This window comes from Caenispirillum salinarum AK4, assembly GCF_000315795.1.
Classification (GTDB): Bacteria; Pseudomonadota; Alphaproteobacteria; order Rhodospirillales; family Rhodospirillaceae; genus Caenispirillum; species Caenispirillum salinarum.
This window is the reverse complement of the sequence record NZ_ANHY01000010.1, coordinates 48,741-73,205: the sequence shown is the minus strand read 5'-3', so window position 1 is coordinate 73,205 and position 24,465 is coordinate 48,741. Positions and strand designations below refer to the sequence as shown.

The window sequence follows — 24,465 nt, the reverse complement described above, 5'->3', positions numbered from 1 at the left end:
GTCACCCCTTTTTGGGCCTTCCCGGCAGCGGGTAGGGATAGATGCGCGCCCGGGCCGGTGTGGCGGCGATCTTCTCGCGCATGGCCTCCACGAAGGCTGCTTCCGCACGGTTGAGCTGGGTCGCCGGGTTGGTGACCATGTGAACGTCCACCGTCGGCGGCGTGTCATAGGGCGGCAGGGGCCAGAGGCGCCCGGCCGCCACGTCGGGCTCCACCACATGCATGGGGAGCGGGCCGATGCCCAGCCCCGCCAGGATCATCCGCCGCACTTCCTCCAGGTTCGACGAGGTGCCCACCACTCGGCCCTCGATGCGCTCCTGCGTGCGCAGAAGGGCGACAGGGCGCAGCACGCCGGAAAGCTGGTCGGTCTTGAAGCTGACCAGCGGCTGGTCGCGCAGGTCGGCGACCGTCAGGTCGGTGCGGCCGAACAGCGGGTTGCGGCGGCCACAGAAGAACTGGAAGTGCTCGCGGAAGATCGACTCGTAGCGCATCCCCGGGAGGCGGTCGTAGACCAGGCAGACCCCCAGGCTCGCCCGCTTGTGCTGCACGGCCTGCGCCACGGCGATGGAGGTGTCGACGTCGATGGAGAACGTCACGCGCGGGTGGCGGTCGTGGAAATCCGCCAGCACGTCGTCCAGCAGCGGGCTGACCACATGGCTTGCCATGGCGATGGAGACATGGCCGGAAATCTCCTCCCGGATGTCGCGCAGCAGCACGCTGAGCCGCGAAATGTTGCCGTGGATCTCCACGCATTCGCGGTAGAGCAGGTCGCCGTGGGCGGTGACGCGGAAGGCGCCCGATCCCCGCTCGATCAGCTTGCGGCCGAGCTGTTCCTCCAGCCGCTTCAGGCGGTTGGAGACGGTGGGCTGCTTGAGCAGCATGCGGTCGGCGGCCCGCGTGATGCCGCCCTCCTGCACGATCACCATGAAGGTGCGCAACAGGTTCCAGTCCAGCTCCCGCGCGAACCGCTCCAGCGCCGCCAGGCGGTCGTGGGCATCGCCGGAAGACGGGGCGGCGGTTTCAGGTGTGTCGGGCACGCGACGCTCCATTCCGTCAGGCTATGGGATGGATTGTCATTATCTATTCGTGAAATGTCGAGTCCCGTGCGTAGACTTCTCCTCAACGAACAGGCGACCACCGCCCGGCCCACATCGCCGGAGCGGAGAGGCGGACACCGTCCCGCGTCGCCCGAACAGGAACAGGCTGGCACGAAGGGTCCGCACCCGTGAGCACGTTGGCAGAAAGCAGGCGGCCGTGGCTGCTGCTGTCCCCCGCGCTGGGGACCTTGAGTTTCCTCCTGGTCGCGCCGCTGGGGTTCATCGTCGTCTACAGCTTCTGGCTGAGGACGGCCACCGGCGCCGACATGGGCGGCTTCCACCTGGACAACTGGGTGGAGTTCTTCACCGACGCCTTCTATCACGACATCCTGTTCTACACGGTGCGCGTGGCGTTGATCACCACGATCCTGTGCGCCGTTGTCGGGTATATCCCGGCCTACTTCATCGCCAACACGCGCATGAAGAACAAGGCGCTGCTGCTTCTGCTGCTGATGCTGCCGTTCTGGATCAGCTACATCATCCGCACCCTGTCGTGGATCAACATCCTGGGCACCGGTGGCGCGGTGAACTACGTGCTGATGCAGCTGGGCATCGTGAACGAGCCCCTGCAGCTGCTCTATAACGAGCCCTCGGTCATCCTGGGCCTGATGCACTACCTGCTGCCGTTCATGATCCTGAACGTCTACGTCAGCCTGTCGGGCATCGACGGCAACCTGGTGGCCGCCGCCCGGACGCTTGGCGCGACGCCCTTCGGGGCCTTCCTGAAGGTGACGCTGCCGCTCTCCATGCCGGGCCTGGCGGCGGGCAGCCTGCTGTGCTTCGTACTGGGCGCGGGCACCTACATCACCCCGCTGATCCTGGGCGGCCCGACCAACGCCATGTTCGCCAACCTGATCTTCGAGGCGATCATCATCCAGCTCAACTGGCCGCTGGGTGCCGCGCTTTCGATCGTGCTGCTGGTGGTGCTGGGGACCGTTGTCACCGTCTACGGCCGCCTCATGGGCCTCAACCAGATTTCCAAGAGCTTCGGGTGACGACCATGACGACGACCACGCAAAGCCGCGCCACCCCCGTCGCCTCCGAGGCTGCAGAACGCGCCGCCGCCGCCGGGGGGGGCGTCGCCACCCGCCGCCGGCCGGGCGTGCGCATTCCCCGGCCCTCGGGCTGGAGCCTGATCCGGCTGGCGTCGATCCTGGTCTATGTGTTCATGTTTGCGCCGATCGCCGTGGTGGTGCTGCTGAGCTTCAACTCCAGCCGCTTCGGCACCTTCCCGCTGGAGGGCTTCTCCTTCCGCTGGTTCGAGGCGCTGTGGGCCAACGACGCCATCGTCTCGGCCTTCCAGACCTCGCTGGTGCTGGGCTTCCTGACGGCGATCATCTCCACCTCCATCGGCATCGCGGCCAGCCTGGCGATGGTGCGCTACGACTTCCCCGGCAAGGGGCTCATCAACACCGCCCTCATCACGCCCATCCTGGTGCCCGAGGTGGTGCTGGGCGTGGCGTTGCTGCTGTTCCTGCGCTGGCTGAGCATTCCCAAGAGCTTCCTGCTGCTGCTCATGGGCCACGTTCTCATCACGCTGCCGTTTGTGGTGCTGGTGGTGCAGGCGCGGCTGACGGCCATCAAGCCGGTCTACGAGGAAGCCGCGAAGTCGCTGGGGGCCAATGCGTGGGAGACGTTCTTCCGCGTCACCCTGCCGCTGCTCATGCCGGCGGTGTTTGCGGGGATGCTGTTCGCCTTCACCATCAGCTTCGACGACGTGACGGCGACGCTGTTCTGGAAGTCGGGCGGCACCGAGACCGTGCCCACCCAGATCTTCGCCATGCTGCGCAACTCCATCAGCCCGGAAATCAACGCGCTCGGCACCGTCATGATCGTGCTGACCGTATCCCTGCCCCTCATCGCCGGCGGCCTTGCCCGCTGGTTCGCGCGGGGCGGGCGGGGCTGAGGCTGGTTTACGCGCCGCCGATTGAAATCGTCGGCGCTGCGTTCACTCGCCACGCAGGCTCACGCGCCATAAGGCGCGGCGGCCGGTCGGCCTTGCCGGGCGACAACTGTACGATTTCAGGCGTCGCCCGGTGTTACCAAGGACAACAACAAGAACCGCCAAAACAACACTACAGGACAGAGAGGCTAGGAACCCATGGACGACACCAAGCGCTATGAACGGCTGTTGCAGCGGTACCGCGACGGCGATATCTCCCGCCGCGGCTTCTTCGGGCTTCTGGGCGTGGCGGGCATCGCCACCGGCGTGATGGGCACCGGCCTGACCGCCGCCGGCCGCCAGGCCATGGCCGCCGCGGCCGCCGATCCGGTCCAGGTGCGCTTCGACGGCTGGGGCGGCGTGGTGTCGGAAGCCTTCCGCAAGCACGCCTTCAACCCCTACGAACAGAAGACCGGCAACGAGGTCGTGGAAGGCACCTTTGCCTCGGGCGACGAGTTCCTGACCCGCGTGAAGGCGGGCCAGCCGGGCGAGTACAACCTGTTCCACGCGTCCGGCGTCTTCGACTACGCGCGTTACACCGATCTCGGCTACGGCGTGACGCTGAACGAGGACAACATCCCCAACCTCAAGCTGGTGATGCCGGCCCTCCAGGCGCCCTACCGCGAGGTCACCAACGGCACCCTGTCGGCCGTGCCCTACGACTACGGCACCACCGGCATCGCCTACAACCGCGACCATGTCTCGGACGAAGAGGTGAAGGAACTGGGCGCGGCCATCCTGTGGTCGGACAAGTACGCCGGCAAGATCGGCGGCTGGAACGACTGGCGCACGCGCATCTGGTACGGCGCGCTGAAGACCGGCCAGGACCCCAACAACATCCAGGACATGGACGCCGTGTGGGAGGCCCTGCGCGAGCACCGCGAGGGACTGCTGAAGTACTGGACCTCGGGTGCCGAGCTGATGAACCTGCTGGCGTCCGGCGAAATCTACCTGACGGAAGCCTGGTCGGGCCGCGTCGCCGCGCTCCAGCAGCAGGGCGAGAACATCGGCTACCACGATCCCAAGAACGGGTTCGCCTGGCAGGAATGCCTGATGGTTCTGAAGGGCAGCCCCATGGCGGCGACCGAGGAACTGGTCAACTTCATGCTGGAGCCGGAAGTGGCCATCGCGGTGGCGGAAGGCCAGAACTACCCGCCGTCGCTGGACCCCAACAAGGTGGACCTGGGCGAGAAGATCCCCAAGCTGCCTGCCTTCGACCCGACCGGCACGCTGGACGGCCTGACGTTCGCCAAGCCCGCCTACTGGAACGGGCACGAGCAGGAATGGTCGAAGATGTTCGGCCGCATCGAGAAGGGCTACTAAGCCCTTTCTCGGTCCCGGCGGGCCGTCGCCATCGCCCCTTGCCCTCTGGGCGACGGCCCGCCGCTCTCTCTTTCTTTCGTACCGCGCTTTGAGGACCCGCCCCATGGCCGAGACCCGCGACATCGCCGTCCGCCTGACCGACGTGGAAAAGAACTACGGCAGCTTCCAGGCCGTCCGCGACATGACGCTGGACATCCCCGAAGGCAGCTTCGTCACGCTGCTCGGCCCGTCCGGCTGCGGCAAGACCACGACGCTGCGCATGATTGCGGGGCTGGAGAGCATCACGGCCGGCGAGATCGCCATCAAGGGCCGGCGCGTGAACGAGGTGCCCATCCACAAGCGGAACCTGGGGGTGGTGTTCCAGAACTACGCCCTGTTCCCGCACATGAGCATCGCCGACAACGTCGCCTTCGGGCTGAAGTACCGCAAGCTCAACAAGACCGACGCGCGGGAGAAAGTGCGCCGGGCGCTTCAGATGGTCCGCCTGCCGCATGTGGAGGACCGCTTCCCCGGCCAGCTCTCGGGCGGCCAGCAGCAGCGCATCGCGCTGGCCCGCGCCATCGTCATCGAACCCGACGTGCTGCTTCTGGACGAGCCCCTGTCGGCGCTGGACGCCAACCTGCGCGAGGACATGCGGGTGGAGCTGAAGCGCATCCAGCGCGAGCTTGGCATCGCCACCGTCTTCGTCACCCACGACCAGGGGGAGGCGCTGGCCATGTCCGACAAGGTGGTCGTCATGTCCGACGGCCAGATGGAGCAGATCGGCACGCCGGAAGACGTCTACAACCGCCCCACCAGCCGCTTCGTGGCGTCGTTCCTGGGCAACTCCAACTTCCTGGGCGCGACGGTGGAGGATGTGACGGACGGCCTCGTCACCCTGGCCGTCAAGCCGGGCGAGGGCGGGGCGATGCCCATCCGCCTGTCCATCGCGTCCAACGGCCGGTTCCGCAAGGGAGAGGCGGTACAGATCGTCATCCGCGCCGAACGCCTGTGCATCGGCCGCGCGCCGGAAAGCCGGGGCGGCCCCATGAACACCTTCGAGGGCGTGGTGACCAACGTGGACTACCAGGGCCTGAACGCCCGCTACTTTGTGGAAGCCGGCGGCCAGAAGCTCCAGGTCATCAACCCCATCGACCAGCACCCCGCCCGCGAGGGCGACCGCGTGACGCTGCATCTGCGCAGCGAGGACGCGGTGATCCTCGACGACACCGGCCACGTCCACCACTGATCCCCCTGACGACGAAAGACCGCCCGAACATGACCACCGGCGTCGACACCCTTCCCCCCGGCATCAAGCGCGCCGCGCATCAGGCGCCGGCGGACAGCTACCTGTTCTACCAGGCCCACGGCACGCGGCCCTTCATCGACCGGGCCGAGGGCATCTGGATGCACGGCCAGGACGGCAAGACCTACATGGACGCCGCCTCTGGCGCCATGGTCTGCAATGTCGGGCATTCCAACCCGCGCGTGCTGAAGGCCATGCGCGAGCAGATGGAGCGCGCCACCTTCGCCTACCGGCTGCAATTCCAGTCGGAGGCGGCGGAAGGGCTGGCGGCCGAGATCGTCGACCTCATGCCTGCCGGCCTGGACCGGGTGTTCTTCGTCTCCGGTGGGTCCGAGGCGGTGGAGAGCTGCCTGAAGTTCGCCCGCCAGTACATGATCGCGACGGGGCAGGGCACCCGCTACAAGGTCATCAGCCGGCATCCCAGCTATCACGGCTCCACGCTCGGCGCGCTGGCGGTGACGGGCTACACGCCGCTGTCGGCCCCCTTCGACCCCATGATGCGCCCCATGCCCAAGATCGCCACGCCGCGCCACTACCTGGACGGCGGGACTGAGGATGAAGACGCCTACGCGCTCCGCCACGCCGACATGCTGGAAGAGGCGATCCTGCGCGAGGGGCCGGATACGGTGATGGCCTTCATCGTGGAGCCCGTCGGCGGGGCGTCGACCGGCGCGGTGGTGCCGGGCGCGCCCTACCACGCGCGCATCCGCGAAATCTGCGACAAGTACGGCATCCTGCTCATCCACGACGAGGTGATGACCGGCGTCGGCCGCACCGGCGCCTTCCTGGCGTCGGAGCACTGGAAGGTGGTGCCGGACCTCATCGCCATGTCCAAGGGCTTCGCCGCCGGCTATGCGCCGCTGGGCGCCATGATCGCGCCCAGCCGCATGGTGGCGAAGGTGCTGGACGCGGGCGGCTATGCCCACGGTCATACGTATGCGGGCAATCCCATCGCCTGCGCCGCCGGCCGCGCCGTGGTGCGCGAGGTGGTGGAACGGGACCTGTCCGCCAACGCCCGCATCATGGGCGCGCGGCAGATGGCGGGCCTGCGGGCGCTGAAGGAGGAATTCCCCTTCATCGGCGACGTGCGCGGCCTCGGGCTGTTGCAGGCCGTGGAGTTCGTGGCCGACCGCGAGACCATGCGCGTCCTGCCGCCGGAGCTGAACGCGGCGGCGCGGCTGGTTGAAATCGCCTACGAAAAGGGCCTCATCGTCTATTTCCGCCGCACGCGCGGCGGGCAGTCGGGCGACCACATCATGGTCACCCCGCCGCTCACCATCACGGACAAAGAGGTCGACACCCTGCTGGAGCGCCTGCGGGACAGCCTTGTCGCGCTCCGCAAGGAACTGGCCGGAAGGTACTGAACACAATGGCATTCGCGGAAACGTCCATCCCCACGGCGGCGCCGGAACGACCCCGGAAGAAGGGGCGCGGCAAGGTCGTCATCACCTGCGCGGTGACGGGCTCCATCCACACCCCCACCATGAGCCCGCATCTGCCCATCACGCCCGACGAAATCGCCGAGCAGGCGGTGGCGGCGGCGGAGGCCGGCGCGTCCATCCTGCACCTGCACGCCCGCGACCCGGAAACCGGCCGCCCGACGCCGGACCCCGACGTCTTCATGCGCTTCCTGCCGCGCATCAAGCAGCAGACGGATGCCGTGGTGAACATCACCACCGGCGGCGGCCAGGGCATGACGGTGCAGGACCGGATGCAGGCCGCGCTTCGCGCCCAGCCGGAGATGTGCTCGCTGAACATGGGCAGCATGAACTTCGCTCTGCACCCGCTGGCGGAGCGCTACACCGACTGGAAGCACGACTGGGAAAAGCCGTTCCTGGAAGGCTCCAAGGACTTCATCTTCCGCAACACCTTCGGCGACATCGAACGCATCCTGAAGGACCTGGGCGAGGGCTGCGGCACGCGGTTCGAGTTCGAGTGCTACGACGTCGGGCACCTGTATACGCTGGCGCATTTCGTCGACAAGGGGCTGGTGAAGCCGCCGTTCTTCCTGCAATTCATTTTCGGCATCCTGGGCGGTATCGGGCCGGACCCGGACAACCTGACGCACATGAAATCCGTCGCCGACAAGCTGTTCGGCGAGGACTATCGTTTCAGCGTGCTGGGCGGCGGACGCCACCAGATGGGCCTGGCGACCATGGGGGCCGTGATGGGCGGCAACGTGCGCGTCGGGCTGGAGGACAACTTGTCTCTCGGCAAGGGAGTTCTTGCGCCGGACAACGCCGCTCAGGTACGCCACGTGCGCGGGCTGCTGGAGGCACTGTCGCTGGAGGTGGCGACGCCGGCCGAGGCCCGCGAGATGCTGGCGCTCAAGGGCGCCGATGCCGTGAGTTTTTAATGCGGAGCGGTTTCCGGCCACGCCTGTGGACGGGAACCGCGAATAGGGTCGCGACTGCGACCCCGCGCCGGTCAGGCGCGTGAGCCTGCGTGGCGCTTGAACGCAAGTTCTGGCGCTCCGCGCCAGAACGCAAAGAGTCACCGGGGGACCGTTACATGACCAACACCGACTTCATCATCATCGGCGGCGGCATCGCCGGGGCCTCGGCGGGATATTTCCTCGCCCGCGACGGCAAGCGGGTGGTGGTGCTGGAGCGCGAGGCCCAGCCCGGATACCACTCCACCGGCCGCTCCGCCGCGCTTTTTACGGAAAACTACGGGCCGCGCGCCATCCGGGCGTTGTCCATCGCCTCCCGCGCCTTCTTCGAGAACCCGCCGGAGGGCATGAGCGAGCATCCGCTCATCGTCGACCGCGGCGTGCTGTTCTTCTGCCCCGAGGGCCAGGAGGCGGCGCTGGAGAAGTGCGCCGAGGAAGGCCGCGCCGCCGGGGCGCCGCTCAAGGAAATCTCCATCGATGAAGCCTGCGCCATGCAGCCGTTGCTCCGCCGCGAGGGGCTCGTGGGCGCGCTTCTGGAAGAGGGCGCCAAGGACCTGGACGTGGACGCCCTGCACCAGGGCTTCCTGCGCCTGATGAAGCGCGAGGGCGGCGTGGTGGAGACCCACGCGGAGGTGGAAGGCCTGGCCCGCGACGGCGCCTCGGGCGACTGGACCGTCACCTGCCGCGACGGCCGCGCCTTTACCGCGCCGGTGGTCATCAACGCCGCCGGGGCCTGGGCCGACGAGGTCGCCAAGCTGGCCGGCATCACGCCCATCGGCATCCAGCCCAAGCGGCGGACGGCGTGCCTCGTTTCCGTGCCCGAGGGCATGGACCCGAGCGGCTGGCCCATGACGCTGGATGCGGAAGAAAACTTCTACTGCAAACCGGATGCGGGTAAGCTGCTGGTCAGCCCGGCGGACGCAACACCCGTCCCGCCCCACGACGTTCAGCCAGAGGAGATGGATGTCGCCATCGCCATCGACCGCCTGATGACGGCGCTGAACATCGATGTCCGCACCATCGACCACAAGTGGGCGGGCCTGCGCAGCTTTGTCGACGACGGCGTGCCGGTGGTGGGCTTCCGCGCCGCCGAGCCGGGCTTCTTCTGGCTGGCCGGGCAGGGCGGGTACGGCATCCAGACCTGTGCCGCCATGGGCGCGCTGTCCGCTGCGCTCGCCCAGGGCAAGCCCGTGCCGGACCACATCGCCGAGCGCGGCATCACCAAGGACACTCTTTCGCCGGAGCGCATCGCCTGACCATGACCGACACCCCCACCGCCGACACGCTGCCCACCGACGCCGACATCCTGGCCGCCGCCGATGCCGAACAGGCCGAGGCGGTGGAGCTTCTGAAGGATCTTGTGCGCGAGCCCTCCACGCTCGGCAACGAGGGCGGTGCGCAGGACATCATGGCGGGCGTCTTCGGATCGCTGGGCCTGACGGTGGACCGCTTCGAGGTGGACCTGAACGCGATCTCCCACCTGCCGGGATTCTCGCCGCCGCTGGTGGACTATTCGGGGCGGGAGAACGTCGTCGGCATCAGCCGTCCGGCCGGTGGAGCCAAGGGACGGTCGCTGATCCTCAACGGCCACATCGACGTGGTGCCGGTGGGGAACGAGGCCGCCTGGAGCAACCCGCCGTTCCATCCAGTGGTGCGCGACGGGCGGCTCTACGGGCGCGGCTCGGGCGACATGAAGGCGGGCATCGTCGCCTATGTGGCGGCCATGCGGGCGCTGGCGCGGCTGGGCTATCGCCCGGCGGCGGATGTGTTCCTGCAAAGCGTGATCGAGGAGGAATGCACCGGTAACGGGGCGCTGTCGTGCCTGCATCGCGGCTACCGCGCCGACGCCGCCATCATCCCCGAACCCTTCAACCACAGCCTGATGACGGCGCAGCTGGGCGTCATGTGGTTCACGGTGGACCTGGCGGGCAAGCCGGCGCACGTGCTGGACACCTCGGCGGGCTCCAACGCCATCGAGGCCGTGCATCCCATCCTGCGCGGGCTGAAGGAGCTTGAGGCGCGCTGGAACGAACCGACGCACCGCCATCCGGCCTATGAGGGTCACGCGCACCCCATCAACTTCAACCTGGGCCGCATTCAGGGCGGCGACTGGCCGTCTTCGGTGCCGGCCACCTGTCGCTTCGACCTGCGCGTCGGCTTCTTCCCCGGCGCCGACATGGACCAGGTGAAGGCCGAGGTGGAGGCCGCCATCCGCCAGCACGCGCCCGAGGGCATGGGCGTGACCATCTCCTACCGCGGCTTCCAGGCCGAGGGCGCGGTGATGGACCCCGACTGGCCCATGATGAAGGAACTGGCGGCCGTCCACGAGGCGGTGGCAGGCTCGCCCATCGAGCACTTGGCGTCGACCGCCACCACGGACGCGCGGTTCTTCGTCCTCTACGGCGACACGCCCGCCACCTGCTACGGCCCGGAAGCCGACAGCATCCACGGCATCGATGAAAGCGTCGGCCTGGAGAGCATGGCGACGGTTTCCCGCGTGCTGGCGCTGTTCATCGCGCGCTGGTGTGGACTGGAGCGGATCGGCTGACCCGGCAACACCGGCGGCGCATGGGCCGTTTCTCCGGCAACGAGACATCCAAGCCGGAGAGGTTCATGCGCCGTCGACTCGTTCTTGCCGCCGCCGCCGCGACCGTGGCCCTTCCCGCCGCCACCGCCGGTGCGGCGACCAGTTATCCCGAAAGCACCGACTACCCCATCACCAACCTGCGCGCCACCGACCCGCAGAGCGGCCTGACGCCGTGCTCCACGCGCTATGAGCAGGTCGCCCACCCGGTGCCCGAGGCCGACAAGCCGGTGGAGGAGGCCATCAAGCAGGCCTTCAATCCCTCGCAGGCCTGGGCGCTGGGCGAGACGCTGGCGGTGGTGACCGAGCCCGAGGGCGATCCGCTCGACCCCGCCGACCAGCCCGTCATCCGCGTCAAGTTCCCGCAGAACCCCACCGGCACGGCCGGCGACGTCGCGCCGCGCGCCGGCGGCGGGTTCCTCGCACCCATGTTCGAGGGCGGCGCGGATCGCGCCTGCCTGCACTACAAGGTCCGTTTCCCCGACGCCTTCGGCTTCACCAACGGCGGCCGTCTGCCGGGCCTCTACGGCGGGTCGGCCACCACCGGCGCGAACGAACAGGAGTCGGGCGGCTTCACCCTGCGCACCGCCTGGCGCGAGGACGGCCAGGGCGAACTGGTGGAATACATCGTCAACGGCGGCGCCGATGCGCGCTACGGCCTCTCCGTCGGCTCCGACCGCTGGATGTGGGACACCGGGCGCTGGCACACGGTGGAGCAGGAAGTGGTGCTGAACGAACCCGGCAAGCCGGACGGCATCGCCCGCGTCTGGGTCGACGGCCAGCCCATGGTGGAACAGACCGATATCGTCTTCCGCCAGTCCGGCGACACCATGATCGACGGCCTGCTGTTCGAGGTGTTCTTCGACGACCGCAAGGCCAACATCTCCACGCCCGAGGAAGAGCGTCTCTACTTCACCGACATCCGCCTCTATGCCGGCGGCACCGGCGGCCAGACCGCCGAGGAGCGCAAGCAGTGGGGCGAGGGCGACGGTGAAGGCTCCGGCTACGGCCAGGAAACGCCGCAGGGCGGGGGTGACGACTGATGGCCGGCGGCGTCGACCATCCCATCCGGCCCAACCCCGATGCCGCCCCGGCCGGCCCCATCGGCAAGCGGCGCTGGGCCATCGCGGAAGGCTTCATCCCGCCCGGCTCCACCGGCGAGGGGCCGGAGTTCGAGAGCCACGAGACGGTGTGCATCCTCAACGCCAACGATGCCCCGGCCGCGGTGCGCATCACCCTGTTCTTCGAGGACCGCGACCCCGTCGGCCCCTACGGCGTGGAGGTGCCGGCGCGGCGGACGGTGCATGTGCGCTTCAACAGCTTCGAGAACCCCGAAATCCCCAAGGGCCTGGGGTTCGCCAGCATCATCGAGAGCGATCTGCCCATCGTCTGCCAGCACACCCGGCTCGACAGCCGGCAGGCGGAGCTGGCTCTGCTGTCCACCGTCGCCTTTTCGGAAGGATGACCCGCCATGAGCGACAGGCTTCGTGACCAGGCCGCCATCGTCACCGGCGGCAGTTCCGGCATCGGCAAGGCATCCGCCATCGCGCTGGGGCGGGAAGGGGCGGCGGTGACCGTCGTCTACCACGGCAACAGGGAGGGCGGCGAGGAGGCCGCCCACGCCATCGAGCAGGCCGGCGGGCGCGCGCAGGTCCTTCAGGGCAACGTGGCGGAAGAGGGCGACGTGACGGAGATCGTCTCCCGCACGCGGTCCGAATTCGGCACGGTCGACATTCTGCTCAGCAATTCGGGCATCCAGAAGGACGCCGACTTCCTGGACATGAGCCTGAAGGACTGGCAGGCGGTGATCTCCGTCAACCTGACGGGCCAGTTCCTGTGTGCGCGGGAATGCCTGAAGGTCATGTGCGCGCAGGGCGTGCGCGAAGGCGTGTCCAAGGCCGCCGGGAAGGTCATCTGCATGTCCAGCGTCCACCAGTTCATCCCCTGGGCCGGCCATGTGAACTACGCCGCCGCCAAGGGGGGCGTGCACCTGCTGGCGGAGAGCATCGCCCAGGAGTTCGCACCCCGCAAGATCCGCGTCAACACCCTGGCCCCCGGCGCCATCAAGACCGCCATCAACGAGGACGTCTGGCAGTCCGAGGAAGGCCGCGAGAAGCTGATGGGCATGATTCCCTACCAGCGCATCGGCGAGCCCGAGGACGTGGCCGAGGCCGTGGTCTGGCTGGCGTCCGACGACAGCGACTACATCACCGGCGCCACGCTGGTCATCGACGGCGGCATGAAGCTCTATCCCTCCTTCCGCGAGGGCGGCTGAGGCCGGCGGGGCGCGGCAGTGAGCGGCCTGCCCGAACCCCTGGCGGACGGCCTGTGGACCGTGGAGCGCCGGTTCCGCACCATGGGGCTTCCGGTGTCCTCGCGCGGGACGCTGGTGCGCCTGCCCGACGGCGGGTTGGTGGTCATCAACCCGCCGCGCCTGGACCGGCCCCTGCGCGAGGCCGTGGACTGGCTGGGGTGGCCGGCGCACATCGTCTGTCCCAACCGTTTCCATCACCTGTTCGCCGGCGACTGGAAAGAGGCCTGGCCGAGCGCCCGTCTGTGGGCCGCGCCGGGGCTGGAGGACAAGCGCCGTGACCTGTTCTTCGACGCCCGTCTCGGCCGCCAGCCCCCGCCCTGGGACCCGGTGCTCGCCACTTTGCCCATCGCCGGCATGCCGCGCCTGTCCGAGGTCTGGTTCCTCCACCGCCCCAGCGGCACCCTGATCGTCACCGATCTGGCTGCGCGGGTCGGGGCGCGGCAGCCCTGGTTCCTGCGCGCCTGGAGCCGCCTCAACGGGGCCGGCGCCAGCGGACGGGTGGGCAGCGCCGCGTGGCTGCGGCTGCTCGTTGCCGATGACGAGGCCCTGGCCGCCAGCCTGAACGCCGCCGTCGCCCGGAACCCCCAGCAGCTGGTGGTCGCCCATGGCGATCCCATGGCGAACGGTGTGGTGCCAGCCCTGCGCCACGCCCTGTCCCGCGTGTCCCCTGCCTTCGGTCATGCGACCTAAGGCGAGAGCAAAAGGATGTCCCGCACGCCGGAAAGTGGTAGGCTTCCGCCGTGTGGGTGGCAACAGCGGTAGAGGTGCGGGGGATCATGTCTGCATGGGCGGAACGGGCGGCGCGCAGGGGCGCGCGGCGTCTGGCGGCCGTGGCGGCGGTGCTGCTGTCCGGCATCGGCGCCGCTGCGCTGGCCGGCTGCGATTCGGGCGACGACGGCGACGTCCTGCGCCTGGCCATCAATCCCTGGCCGGGCTACGAATTTCTCTACCTGGCGCGGGAACGCGGCTATCTGGCCGAGGAGGGCCTGAAGGTCGACTTCGTGGAGCGGCCCGACCTGGGCGGGGTGAGGGCGGCCTTCGTGGCCGGCGAGGCCGACGCCATGACGGTGACGCTGACCGAGGTCCTGCGCACCTGCGACGAACTCCCCGACCGCTGCCCGCGCGTGGTTCTGGCCGCCGACTATTCCGACGGCGCCGACGTGCTGATGGCGGTGCCGCCCCTGCGCTCGCCCGCCGACCTGCGCGGCCGGCGCGTCGCCGTGGAGGACGGGACGGCCACCATGTTCCTGCTGTCCCGCGCGCTGGAAACCGCGGGACTGTCCTTCGCCGATGTCCAGGTGGTGCAGATGCCCCAGGCCGACATGGCCGATGCCGTGCGCGCCGGGCGGGTGGACGCGGTCGCCACCTATCCGCCGGTGGCGCTGGAGCTTGCCCGCACCGGGCGTCTGCGCACCATTTTCTCGTCGGCCGACATCGAGGGCGAGGTGGTGGACGTGGTCGCCGTCGCCCCGGCCTGGGCGGAAGACCGGGACGAGGCCGTGGCCGCCCTGGTGCGGGCCTGGGACCGCGCCGTGGAGTACTGGCGCGAGAACGCCGGCGAGGCGGAGGCCGTCATGGCCGCCCGCGAAGGCGTCTCCACCCGTGCCTTCGCCGAAAGCCTAGCGCACATCCGCATCCTGCGCTCGGCCGAGCAGCGCTTCCTGTTCACCCAGGGCGGACCGCTGGAGCGGGCCGTGGCCCACCACGACCGCCTGCTGCGCCGCGCCGGGCTGATCCAGGGCCCGGACCGGTCCGGCCAGGTGATCGTCGGCGAATACCTGCAGACGGCCCTGCGGTAGCCGTCATCCCGCGGCCGTTGCGCCGGCGGCCGGCGAAGCCCATCTTCGCGGCATGATGACCCATACCGACGCCATGCCGCGCCCGCCGCTGCTCATCGCCAACGAGATCTACCGCAAGTCCCGCTACGGGACCACGCACCCGCTGTCCATCCCGCGCGTCTCGACGGTGGTCGACCTGTGCCGGGCGCTGGACTGGCTGCCCGACGCGCAGTACGTGGACAGTCCGATGGCGACGCCGGAGCAACTGGCGCGGTTTCACGATCCCGCCTACGTTGCCGCCCTGAAGCGGGCGGAGGAGGATCAGGACGCTCCGGCCGACGTGAAGGCGCGGCACAATATCGGCATCAACAACAATCCCATCTACACGGAAGTGTTCCGCCGTCCCGCCACGGCCTGCGGCGGCTCGATCCTGGCCGCCGATCTGGTGAAGGATGGGGGTATCGTTCACCATCCGCCGGGCGGCACCCACCACGGGCGGCCCGACCGGGCGAGCGGGTTCTGCTACTTCAACGATCCGGTCCTGGGCCTGCTGCGGCTTCTGGACCTGGGTGTGGCGCCGGTGCTGTACGTCGACCTGGACGCCCACCACGGCGACGGCGTGCAGGATGCCTTTCACGACGACGACCGGGTATTCACCATCTCCATCCACGAAGCCAACCGCTGGCCGCGCACGGGCCCGGTGGAGGACCGTGCCGGCGGGGCGGCGCGCAACCTGCCGGTGCCGCGCGGCTTCAACGACAGCGAACTGGATTACCTGATCGAGCACGCTGTGGTGCCGCTGGCCGAGCGCCTGATGCCGGCGGCCATCATGATCCAATGCGGTTGCGACGGGCTGGAGGACGACCCGCAGGCGCGGCTGTCGCTGTCGAACCGGGGATACTGGCAGGCGGTGTCGGTGCTCAAGGGGCTGGCGCCGCGGGTCATCGTCCTGGGCGGTGGCGGCTATAATCCCTGGGCTGTGGCGCGCTGCTGGTCGGGCGTTTGGGCGACCCTCAACGGCCGTCCGATTCCCGAGGTCCTGCCGGCGCCGGCCGAGAGCCTGCTGCGCGAACTGTGGTGGGCGCACCGGCGCGGCCGCAACCCGCCGGAGCACTGGTTCACGACGCTCGCCGATGCGCCCAAGACCGGCGCCGTGCGCGAGGAGGTGCGCTCCGTCGCCCGCGCGGTGCTGGACGCACCGGACCGGGCGCGGCGGTGGGCGGCGGAGTAGGGGCGGGCGCCGCGGCTCAGGGCATCCCGCGGTCCCGCAACTCGCTGTCGGTGATGCCGGTGTCGTCGACCGTTTCGGCGTCCACCGTGTGCTCGACGGTCGCCCCGCAGTCGGTGCATTTCCAGGTCTGGGTGGTGACGGCGGTGTCCGAGGGGCTCTCCACCGTCGCCGGGGAGCCCTGGATGTCCTGGCTCTCGCCGACGGGCCGCATCTCGCCGCCGCAGGCGGGGCAGGGTTCGATCTGATGCTTCGCCATGATCGGCCTCCGTTCGCTTCCTCTTGGCGCCCCGGCCGAATGGTCGGGGTTCGGAGGAAACGCCGCCTGGACGCCGAAGGTGCCCCGATCAGTCGTAGGCGCGCGTGATGACCTCGTCGATGGCCGCGATGATGGCCTCGGCCTGGTCGGAGAGGTTGGTCACGTGGTCCCGGAGGGCGCCGCTCGGGATGTTCGTGATGTCCAAAGCGTTCAGAAACACGTCTTTCCCCTCCACCCTCAAGACGGGCTGGACACGCTTTTCAAGGATGAGGGCGGGGCTCGTCAACACGAGCGGAACTACGACACGTTGCGCCCAATGTCTGTGAGCACTTGATTGCACCACGACAAGATAGGGAATATCGCGCGCACTCCGGCCGGGATTTCTGAAGACGTCGAACTGCCGCATCTTGCTAGAGGTTGTTCCACTCGTCCGAGATATACCCAACCCGTGCGAAGTGGGCGTTCTGGCTTTCATAAATAGGGCGCAGCTCTTCCTGCCGCTTACGCAGCCGTTCCGCCTTCACGGCCTGCTCCAGCGTCTCTTCCAGGGTGCGGGACAGGTTCAGCCCCAGGGCCCGCGCCTCGCGAAGCAGGTCGGCGTTGATGCTCAGGTTGACCGCCTTCTTGGGCGCGTTGCCGTCATAGGGCATGGCGCAGACCTTTCATGCGCATGAACCATGCGCATAAGATGCGCCCGTTTGTGCGTAGGGTCAACGCCTTCCGCCGACGTGACAGGTTCCGCGCGCCAGCGTCTCCCCCCTCAGGCATCGCGCAAGTACCAGGTCAGGTCGCGGTCGGAGACCTCGGTGTTGAAGGTGTTGCACTCCTGCGCCTTCACGCAGGCGAACATGCGCACGAAATCGTCCCCGAAGGCGCGCCGCAGAACCGCCGACTGCTCGAACAGCGCCACGGCGTCGGCCCACGAGGTCGGCAGCGGCGCACCCGGCTGGTCGTAGCCGTTGCCATCCACCGCCGGCGGCGGGGCGAGGCCTTCCTTCAGACCGTGGCGCAGCCCCGCCAGCACGGCGGCGGCGGCAAGGTAGGGGTTGGCGTCGGCGCCCGCGACGCGGTGCTCGATGTGGCGGGTTTCCGGGTCTCCGGCCGTCACCCGCACCGCCACGGTCCGGTTGTCGAGGCCCCAGGTGCGCGTCACCGGCGCGTAGGAGCCCGGCTGGAACCGGCGGTAGCTGTTGGCACCCGGCGCGAAGACCAGCGTGGCGTCGGCCATGGTGTCCAGAAGGCCCGCGACCGCGTGGCGCAGGGGCGGATTGCCTTCCGGCTCCGCTCCCGCAAAGACGTTGCGGCCCGCTGCGTCGCACAGGCTGACGTGCAGGTGCATGCCGCTGCCGGCTTCATGGGTCAGGGGCTTGGCCATGAAGGTCGCCACCATGCCGTGACGCTGGGCGACCGCCTTCACCAGGCGCTTGAGCATGACGCCTTCGTCCACCGCCCGCATGGGGTCGGTGCGGTGGTGCAGGGTGACCTCGTACTGGCCGGCGGCGAACTCGCTGATGGCGGTTTCGGCGGCGATACCCTGCGCCTCGGCGGCGTCGTAGACCTCGTCCAGGAAGGGGGCCATGTCCTCGATGGCCGTGGTGTGGCAGATTTCCGAATGGGTCGGGCGAACGCCGGACAACTGGCCGCGCGCGGGTTCCAGCGGGGCGCCGGGGGCGCGGTCGGCGTCGAACAGGTAGAACTCCAGCTCCACCGCCATGACCGGGTGCAGCCCGTCCGCCGCCATGCCGTCTACCACCCGGGCGAGCAGGCCGCGCGGGTCGGCGTGGTAGGCCGGCAGGCTGTCGGGGTCCACCGCCATGAGAACCTGCGCCGTCGGCGTCGCCATCCACGGGCAGCGCACCAGCGTGCCCGCCACGGGGCGCAGCGTGCAGTCGCGGTCGCCGATCTCCCACAGCAGGCCGGCGTCTTCCACGTCGACCCCGCGCACCGTCATGGCGAGCGTGGAGGTGGGCAGCGGACGGCCCGTGCGGTAGGCCGCCTCCAACTCGTGCGCCTGGATCGCCTTGCCGCGGAAGACGCCCGTCATGTCGGTGAACAGCAGGTGGACGCGGCGAATGTCCGGGTTGGCGGCAAGGAAGTCGCGGGCTTCCTGGGCGTCGGCGAAACGGCTCATGGGGCACCTTGCGGCGGCTGGGCGCTCAAGATCATGAGCGCGCGGTGAAAATATTGAACAGCCTGCCCCACCTGCCACCGAAAGGCAAGGCCGCGCCCGCCGGACGGAGGACACGCCTTCGCCATGCGCGTTATTGATGGGCGGCGGTGCTTCGCGGGAGCATGATACCGTACGACACTCGAAAACATACACTTGTCGTCCGGCAAGGCCGACTGGCCGCCGCGCCTTATGGCGCGTGAGCCTGCGTGGCGCGTGAACGCAGCCTCGATGATTTCAATCATCGAGGCGTATGAAAAGGACCGATCAGGGGAGGGCACCACCATGATCCCGCGACCCGCCATCCGCCGCACGACCGCCGCCGCCGGCCTGATTGTGCTGGCCCTGGCACCGCCCGCCGCCGCGCAGGACGCAGGACCTGGCTCGGCGCTTGATGCGGGCCGGCTGGAATACATGAACAGTTGCGCCCCCTGCCACGGCGAGTCCGCGGCGGGCGACGGGCCGGTGGCGAACTATGTGGGCCAGCGCTTCCCCGACCTGACCAAGCTGGCCGAGGCCAACGAGGGCCGCTTTCCGGTGATCGAGGTCTTCCGCATGATCGACGGCCGCGCCAGCCTGGAAGCCCACGGCGAGCGCCTTATGCCGGTGTGGGGCCAGCGCTACATGATCGAGGGCACCTACGAGGACCTGCCCATGCCCGACGAGGCCCGCCGCCAGATCGTGCTGGGCCGGCTGGTGGAACTGGTCGCCTACCTGCAAAGCATCCAGGACCCCAAAGGCGAGGCCCCGCCGCTGCTTGAGGCGGAATAGGGGAGGGCGGTCAGCCGCTCACCACTGCTTCAGGCCGCGTGCTTCCGCGTTGGCGCGAATAGAGGCCAGAAGCACTCGTTTGCTTTCGGTGCGCGCTTCATCGGGCGTGCGCATCCGCTTCACATCCTCGTCCGTCAGGCCCTGGCGCTCGAACCGCGCCCGCATTTCGCGGCCGAAGGTAAAGAAGTCGACGGTGGTCATGGCGTGTGTCTTCGAGCCTTCAAGGCTTCCTGCTCAAGCCATTCGAGAGACAAACCCGGCGCTTGGCGGCATATCTGCTTGTCCAGATAATCGAGATCCACAGTATCGGACAGGTTTTCCCAGACGGCAATGGCCTGGTCCAGCCGTGACATCATGCTGGCGGGATGGCAGGCATATTGGCCCAGGCGGTCGGCGATCAGGTCCTCGGGGCAGATGAAGGCCACGCGGCGACAAGATCGATATCGCCCGTGTCGAAAGCGCCGGAGGTGTAGAACTCGACCGCCGCGCCACCCACGATGATGGGCATCTTCCCGCTGTCGGGACCGAGTTCACGGTTCGCCTGCGCCAGGATTTCGACGGCCCTGACGAACTCCTCGCGGTACGGCAGGTCTTCCATGGCGGGTCCTCGGCCGGCGGGATCAGCTCCCAATATACGCCAGGTATTCCTCTTCCGTCATGGTCTCCACGCCGAGTTCCTGCGCCTGCTTCAGCTTGGAGCCCGCGCCGGGGCCGGCGACCACCAGGTCGGTCTTCTTGGAGACGGAGCCCGCCACCTTGGCGCCGAGCGATTGGGCGCGGGCCTTGGCTTCGCCGCGGCTCATGGTTTCCAGGGCGCCGGTGAAGACCACCGTCTTGCCGGCGATGGGGCTGTCGGTGGAAACCCGGCCCTCGAAAGGCTGGACCTCCAGACCCACCGCCAGAAGGTCGTCAAGGACCTGCTGGTTGTGCTCCTCGGTGAAGAAGCCGGTGATGTCGTCGGCCATGCTTTCGCCGATGCCCTCGATGTTCACCAGGTCCTTGTGGGCGTCGGACTCCTTATCCGCCGCCGCGATCATGGCCTCGCGCAGGGCGTCCAGCGTGTGGTAGCTCTGGGCCAGAAGCCGCGCGGTGGCCTGGCCCACCTGACGGATGCCGAGTGCATAGATGAAGCGATCCAGACTGATCCGCTTGCGCTCCTCGATCGCGGCGAACAGCTTTTGCGCCGATTTTTCACCGAAGCCGGGCAGGCTGGAGATGCGCTTTTGGCCCGGCTGCTCCAACTCGTGCAGCTTGAAGATGTCGGCGGGGGCGCGGATGAACTCCTTTTCGAAGAACAACTCGACGTTCTTCGCGCCCATGCCCTCAATGTCGAAGGCGTCACGGCTGACGAAGTGTTTCAGGCGCTCCTTGGCCTGCGCCGCGCAGATCAGGCCGCCGGTGCAGCGGCGCACGGCCTCGCCTTCCTCGCGGATGGCCTGGCTGCCGCAGACGGGGCAGTGGTCGGGGAAGACGTAGGGCTCCGGTCCGCGTTCGGTGCCCTCCACCACGCCCAGCACCTGGGGGATGACGTCGCCGGCGCGCTGGATGCGCACCGTGTCGCCGACGCGCACGTCCTTCCGCGCGATCTCGTCCTCGTTGTGCAGCGTGGCGCGGCTGACCACCACGCCGCCGACGGTCACCGGCGTCAGGTGGGCGACGGGCGTCAGCGCGCCGGTGCGGCCGACCTGGATCTCGATGGCCTCCAGCACCGTCTGGGCCTGCTCGGCCGGGAACTTGTGCGCCACGGCCCAGCGCGGGCTGCGGCTGACGAAGCCCAGGCGCTTCTGCCAGTCGATGCGGTTGACCTTGTAGACGATGCCGTCGATGTCGTAGGGCAACGTCGGCCTTTTCTCGAAGATTTCTTGATAAAGTGTCATCAAGTCATCGACGTTTCGGCACAACCGCGCCTCGGGGTTGGTCGGCAGCCCCCAGGCATGAAGCTGCTCCAGATAGCCCCAGTGGGTGTCGGCCTCGTATCCCACGACCTCGCCCCAGGAATAGGCGAACAGCGCCAGCGGACGCGAGGCCGTGACCTTCGGGTCGAGCTGCCGGAGCGATCCGGCGGCGGCATTGCGCGGGTTGGCGAAGACCTTGGCGCCGGCGGCCTCCTGCCGTTCGTTCAGGGCGAAGAAGGCGTCGCGGCTCATGTAGACCTCGCCGCGCACCTCCAGAACCTCAGGCGCGTCGCCGGTCAGGCGGTCGGGCAGGTCGGCGATGGTGCGCATGTTGGCGGTGATGTCCTCGCCCTCCTGCCCGTCGCCGCGGGTGGCGGCCTGGACGAAGACGCCGTTCTCGTAGCGCGCGTTGAAGGACAGGCCGTCGATCTTGGGCTCGGCGACGATCTCCAGGTCCGCGTCGTCGTCCAGCTTGAGAAAGCGGCGGAGACCGGCCAGGAAGTCCCGCAGTTCGTCTTCCGAGAACACGTTGTCCAGCGACAGCATGGGCACGCGGTGGCGCACCTTGGAGAACCCAGCCGCCGGCGCCGCGCCCACCCGCTGCGACGGGCTGTCGGCCCGCACCAGAGCCGGGAACCGCTTCTCGATGTCGGCGTTGCGGGCCTTCAGCGCGTCGTATTCGGCGTCGGAAACCTCGGGCGCGTCCTCGGTGTGGTACAGCCGGTCATGCTCCGCCAGGACTGCGGCCAGCGCGGCAAGCTCGGTTTCCGCCTCCTCCCGCGTCAGCTCGGGGACGGGCTTGGTGCGCAGGGCGGCGGCGGTGTCGGTCTCGGTCGGCATCAGGCAGTCGTCGTGGCGGTGAGAAGGCTGTCGGCGGCGGCGCGGGCCTCTTCCGTCACGCGCTCGCCGGCCAGCATGCGCGCCACTTCCTCGCGGCGCTCGGGCTGGTCAAGACGGGTGACGGTGGTGGAGACGCGGCCCTTGGTCTCGAACTTGGCGACGCGGAAGTGGTGCTGGCCGCGCGCGGCCACCTGCGGGCTGTGGGTGACCACCAGCACCTGAAGCTCGGCCGCGAGGCGCTCCAGCCGCTCGCCCACGGCGGCGGCGGTGGCGCCGCCGATGCCGGCGTCGACCTCGTCGAAGATGAGCGACGGCACCGGCCCGATGGCGGCCAGGATCACCTTCAGCGCCAAGGTAAACCGCGACAGTTCGCCGCCCGAGGCGATCTTGTTGAGCGGCCCCGGCGGCGCGCCGGGGTTGGTGGCGACCAGGAAGGCGACGCGGTCCAGCCCGTCCGAGGACCAGTCCTCCTCCGGCCGTTCCTCCACGCGCGTGACGAAGGCCGCCTTGTCCAGCTTGAGCGGCGCCAGCTCCGCCTTGACCTTGCGGTCGAGCGTGCCGGCGGCGGCGGCGCGGCCCTTCGACAACGCGCGGGCGGCCTCCACATAGGTCTGGCGGGCGGCCTGTTCCTCGCGCAGCAGGCGGGCGATGTCCGACCCGCCGCCTTCCAGCGCCGCAAGCCGTTTCTCGAAGCGCTCCGCCACGGCGGGCAGGTCGTCGGGCTCGCAGGAATGCTTGCGGGCGAGCGCGCGCATGTCGAACAGGCGTTCCTCCACCTGCTCCAGATGGCGCGGGTCCAGGTCGATCTCGCCCACCGCGCGTTCCAACTGGTTGAGCGCCTCCGACGCCTCGATGGCGGCGCGGTCGAGCGCGTCCAGGATGGGCTGCACCGTGCTTTCAGCCTTGTCGAGCACCCGTTGCAGCGACCGCTGGGCGTGGCGGAAGGCGGCCTCCACGTCGCAGTCCTGCGAAACCGCATTCAGCGCGCCGTTGAGGCTCTCGGCGATCTGCTCGCCGTGCATGAGCTGCCCCCGCTTTTCCGCAAGCTCCGCTTCCTCGCCGGGCTTGGGGTTCAGCGCGCGCAGTTCCTCCACGGAATGGCGCAGGGCCTCTTCCTCCTCGCGGTCCTTGGCGAGGTCGGCCTCGGCCTGGGCGCGCTCGGCGGCCTTGGCGCGCCAGCCGGTCCAGGCGCGCTTGACGGCGGCGGCCTGCTTCTCCAGGCCGCCGTAGGCATCGAGGATGCCCAGGTGCGTGGCGGGGTTCAGCAGGCCATGGGTGTCGAACTGGCCGTGGATTTCCACCAGCGTGTCGCCCAGCTTGCGCAGCAGGCCGACGGAGACCGGCTGGTCGTCGGCGAAGGCGCGCGAGCGGCCGTCCCTGGTGACGACCCGGCGGACCGTCAGCACGTCCTCGCCGGCGTCCAGGCCCTGTTCGCCGAGGATGTCGCGTGCCGGGTGGCCGGGCGGCAGGTCGAAGACGGCCGTCACCACAGCCTGGTCCGAGCCGTGGCGGACGAGGCCGCTGTCGGCCCGGTCGCCCAGCGCAAGCCCCAGGCTGTCCAGCAGGATGGACTTGCCGGCACCGGTCTCGCCGGTGAGGACGCTCAAGCCTCCCTCGAAGTGGAGGTCCAGGCGGTCGATCAGGACGACGTCTCGGATCGACAGGCTGACAAGCATGGAGGCGCCGCCGTTCCCGTTACCAGATCTTCGGAAGTTCGGGCATCCAGCCGTCCTGCGCCGTGTCGGTCACGGGCTCGCCGCCCTGGGCCACGGCGTAGGCGTCCTGGTACCACTCGCTGCCGGGGTAGTTGTGGCCGAGCACCGCGGCCGCCTTCTGCGCTTCTCCGTCCATGCCGAGCAGGGTGTAGGCCTCCACCAGACGGTAGAGGGCTTCGGGGACGTGGGTGGTGGTCTGGTAGTTCTCGACCACCTCGCGGAACCGGTTCACGGCCGCAAGGTACTGCTTCTGCCGCAGATAGTAGCGGCCGACGTGCATTTCCTTGCCCGCCATGTGGTCCACGGTCAGGTCAAGCTTCAGCTTGGCGTCGCGGGCATAACGGGTGTCGGGGAAGCGGTTGATGACGTCCTGCAGCGCGCTGGCGGCCAACTGGGTCATCTTCTGGTCGCGCCCGACGGAGCTGATCTGCTCGTAATAGCTCAGCGCCTTCAGATAGTAGGCGTAGGGCACGTCCTCGTTGCCGGGGTGCAGCTGGATGAAGCGGTCGAGCGCGATGATGGCGTCGTCGTAGGCCTCGTCCTCGTAATAGGAATAGGCCGACATCAACTGCGCGCGCGTCGCCCACGAGGAATAGGGATGCTGGCGCTCCACCTCGTCGAAGGCCTGGGCGGCCTGCTTGAAGTTGCCCGAGTCCAGGCTGTCCATGGCCTCGTTGTACAACTCCTCCACCGGCCGCTCCACATAGGGCTCCGGTTCATCGTTGGAGGAGCAGGCGGCCAGCGCGGCGGCAAGCGCCGCGGCCAGGGCGGTGCGGCGCAGGACGGCGGAGGCGGAGGGGAGGAACGCGGTCATCTCGGCTCGTGAATGTTCGCAGGCTGTTCGACGGCTGGCGCACTATACAGCACCGGCGGCGG

Annotated in this window: 26 protein-coding genes; 15 read left to right on the top strand and 11 right to left on the bottom strand. The window is 68.9% G+C overall.

The genetic code is table 11. The features are described 5' to 3' along the window. Position 1: 1 nt before the first annotated feature. A complete protein-coding gene (locus C882_RS11435) occupies positions 2 to 1,036 on the bottom strand; it encodes a LysR family transcriptional regulator (protein WP_009540765.1) in 1,035 nt (344 codons plus the stop codon). A gap of 188 nt (positions 1,037 to 1,224) precedes the next feature. On the opposite strand from C882_RS11435, the gene C882_RS11430 reads away from it, so the two are divergent. From C882_RS11430 to C882_RS11365, 14 genes are all read left to right on the top strand, one after another. Then, positions 1,225 to 2,091, top strand: coding sequence for an ABC transporter permease (locus tag C882_RS11430; protein ID WP_009540764.1), 867 nt, complete (start codon positions 1,225 to 1,227; stop codon positions 2,089 to 2,091). Positions 2,092 to 2,096: 5 nt separating this feature from the next. Beyond that, complete coding sequence (locus C882_RS11425; protein ID WP_083875816.1) at positions 2,097 to 3,002, top strand: ABC transporter permease; 906 nt, start codon at positions 2,097 to 2,099, stop codon at positions 3,000 to 3,002. A gap of 195 nt (positions 3,003 to 3,197) precedes the next feature. After that, entirely contained in the window at positions 3,198 to 4,361 is a 1,164-nt protein-coding gene (locus C882_RS11420; RefSeq protein WP_009540762.1) for an extracellular solute-binding protein, read from the top strand. A gap of 103 nt (positions 4,362 to 4,464) precedes the next feature. Beyond that, positions 4,465 to 5,589, top strand: coding sequence for an ABC transporter ATP-binding protein (locus tag C882_RS11415; RefSeq protein ID WP_009540761.1), 1,125 nt, complete (start codon positions 4,465 to 4,467; stop codon positions 5,587 to 5,589). A 29-nt stretch (positions 5,590 to 5,618) separates the two neighbouring features. Continuing rightward, complete coding sequence (locus tag C882_RS11410; RefSeq protein ID WP_009540760.1) at positions 5,619 to 7,010, top strand: aminotransferase family protein; 1,392 nt, start codon at positions 5,619 to 5,621, stop codon at positions 7,008 to 7,010. 5 nt (positions 7,011 to 7,015) lie between these two features. Then, positions 7,016 to 8,002, top strand: a complete 987-nt coding sequence (locus C882_RS11405; protein ID WP_009540759.1) for a BKACE family enzyme — start codon at positions 7,016 to 7,018, stop codon at positions 8,000 to 8,002. Between the two features lie 155 nt (positions 8,003 to 8,157). Then, positions 8,158 to 9,294, top strand: a complete 1,137-nt coding sequence (locus C882_RS11400; RefSeq protein WP_009540758.1) for an NAD(P)/FAD-dependent oxidoreductase — start codon at positions 8,158 to 8,160, stop codon at positions 9,292 to 9,294. Between the two features lie 2 nt (positions 9,295 to 9,296). Next, positions 9,297 to 10,586: a M20 family metallopeptidase gene (locus C882_RS11395; RefSeq protein WP_009540757.1), complete on the top strand. Its 1,290-nt coding sequence runs from the start codon at positions 9,297 to 9,299 to the stop codon at positions 10,584 to 10,586. Positions 10,587 to 10,651: 65 nt separating this feature from the next. After that, positions 10,652 to 11,665, top strand: a complete 1,014-nt coding sequence (locus C882_RS11390; RefSeq protein WP_009540756.1) for a polysaccharide lyase — start codon at positions 10,652 to 10,654, stop codon at positions 11,663 to 11,665. Beyond that, a complete protein-coding gene (locus C882_RS11385; protein ID WP_009540755.1) occupies positions 11,665 to 12,087 on the top strand; it encodes a sensory rhodopsin transducer in 423 nt (140 codons plus the stop codon). The genes C882_RS11390 and C882_RS11385 overlap by 1 nt, the downstream gene beginning before the upstream one ends. A gap of 6 nt (positions 12,088 to 12,093) precedes the next feature. Further along, positions 12,094 to 12,897, top strand: coding sequence for a glucose 1-dehydrogenase (locus tag C882_RS11380; protein WP_009540754.1), 804 nt, complete (start codon positions 12,094 to 12,096; stop codon positions 12,895 to 12,897). 18 nt (positions 12,898 to 12,915) lie between these two features. Continuing rightward, the gene (locus C882_RS11375; protein WP_009540753.1) at positions 12,916 to 13,626 is read left to right on the top strand and encodes a DUF4336 domain-containing protein; all 711 of its coding nucleotides are present in this window, start codon (positions 12,916 to 12,918) and stop codon (positions 13,624 to 13,626) included. 86 nt (positions 13,627 to 13,712) lie between these two features. After that, positions 13,713 to 14,735 carry an ABC transporter substrate-binding protein gene (locus C882_RS11370; RefSeq protein WP_043645096.1) on the top strand — a complete coding sequence of 341 codons (1,023 nt, stop codon included), beginning with the start codon at positions 13,713 to 13,715 and terminating at the stop codon, positions 14,733 to 14,735. A 52-nt stretch (positions 14,736 to 14,787) separates the two neighbouring features. After that, entirely contained in the window at positions 14,788 to 15,945 is a 1,158-nt protein-coding gene (locus tag C882_RS11365; RefSeq protein WP_009540751.1) for an acetoin utilization protein AcuC, read from the top strand. Between the two features lie 16 nt (positions 15,946 to 15,961). On the opposite strand, the gene C882_RS11360 is transcribed toward C882_RS11365, so the two are convergent. From C882_RS11360 to C882_RS11350, 4 genes are all read right to left on the bottom strand, one after another. Continuing rightward, positions 15,962 to 16,201, bottom strand: coding sequence for a hypothetical protein (locus C882_RS11360; protein WP_009540750.1), 240 nt, complete (start codon positions 16,199 to 16,201; stop codon positions 15,962 to 15,964). 88 nt (positions 16,202 to 16,289) lie between these two features. Then, a complete protein-coding gene (locus C882_RS23995; RefSeq protein ID WP_160166787.1) occupies positions 16,290 to 16,607 on the bottom strand; it encodes a CcdB family protein in 318 nt (105 codons plus the stop codon). Between the two features lie 4 nt (positions 16,608 to 16,611). Continuing rightward, positions 16,612 to 16,851, bottom strand: coding sequence for a type II toxin-antitoxin system CcdA family antitoxin (locus tag C882_RS11355; protein WP_009540748.1), 240 nt, complete (start codon positions 16,849 to 16,851; stop codon positions 16,612 to 16,614). Positions 16,852 to 16,961: 110 nt separating this feature from the next. Continuing rightward, positions 16,962 to 18,332 carry a glutamine synthetase family protein gene (locus C882_RS11350; protein ID WP_009540747.1) on the bottom strand — a complete coding sequence of 457 codons (1,371 nt, stop codon included), beginning with the start codon at positions 18,330 to 18,332 and terminating at the stop codon, positions 16,962 to 16,964. 321 nt (positions 18,333 to 18,653) lie between these two features. Between C882_RS11350 and C882_RS11345 the strand changes: the two genes are divergently transcribed. Then, a complete protein-coding gene (locus C882_RS11345; protein WP_009540746.1) occupies positions 18,654 to 19,139 on the top strand; it encodes a cytochrome c family protein in 486 nt (161 codons plus the stop codon). Positions 19,140 to 19,157: 18 nt separating this feature from the next. On the opposite strand, the gene C882_RS11340 is transcribed toward C882_RS11345, so the two are convergent. Genes C882_RS11340 through C882_RS11320 form a run of 6 tightly spaced genes read right to left on the bottom strand, consistent with a single transcriptional unit; the run spans position 19,158 to position 24,403 of the window. After that, the gene (locus C882_RS11340) at positions 19,158 to 19,340 is read right to left on the bottom strand and encodes a hypothetical protein (RefSeq protein ID WP_009540745.1); all 183 of its coding nucleotides are present in this window, start codon (positions 19,338 to 19,340) and stop codon (positions 19,158 to 19,160) included. Continuing rightward, complete coding sequence (locus C882_RS24655; protein WP_152415304.1) at positions 19,337 to 19,564, bottom strand: hypothetical protein; 228 nt, start codon at positions 19,562 to 19,564, stop codon at positions 19,337 to 19,339. Before C882_RS24655 ends, C882_RS11340 begins: the two co-directional genes overlap by 4 nt. Further along, positions 19,537 to 19,737, bottom strand: a complete 201-nt coding sequence (locus C882_RS24650; protein WP_009540744.1) for a hypothetical protein — start codon at positions 19,735 to 19,737, stop codon at positions 19,537 to 19,539. Before C882_RS24650 ends, C882_RS24655 begins: the two co-directional genes overlap by 28 nt. A 22-nt stretch (positions 19,738 to 19,759) precedes the next feature. After that, on the bottom strand, positions 19,760 to 21,874 hold the full coding sequence (ligA, locus tag C882_RS11330; protein ID WP_009540743.1) for an NAD-dependent DNA ligase LigA: 2,115 nt from the start codon (positions 21,872 to 21,874) through the stop codon (positions 19,760 to 19,762). Next, a complete protein-coding gene (gene recN, locus C882_RS11325) occupies positions 21,874 to 23,550 on the bottom strand; it encodes a DNA repair protein RecN (protein WP_009540742.1) in 1,677 nt (558 codons plus the stop codon). The genes ligA and recN overlap by 1 nt, the downstream gene beginning before the upstream one ends. 19 nt (positions 23,551 to 23,569) lie before the next feature. Continuing rightward, positions 23,570 to 24,403, bottom strand: coding sequence for an outer membrane protein assembly factor BamD (locus C882_RS11320; protein ID WP_009540741.1), 834 nt, complete (start codon positions 24,401 to 24,403; stop codon positions 23,570 to 23,572). Positions 24,404 to 24,465: the final 62 nt, after the last annotated feature.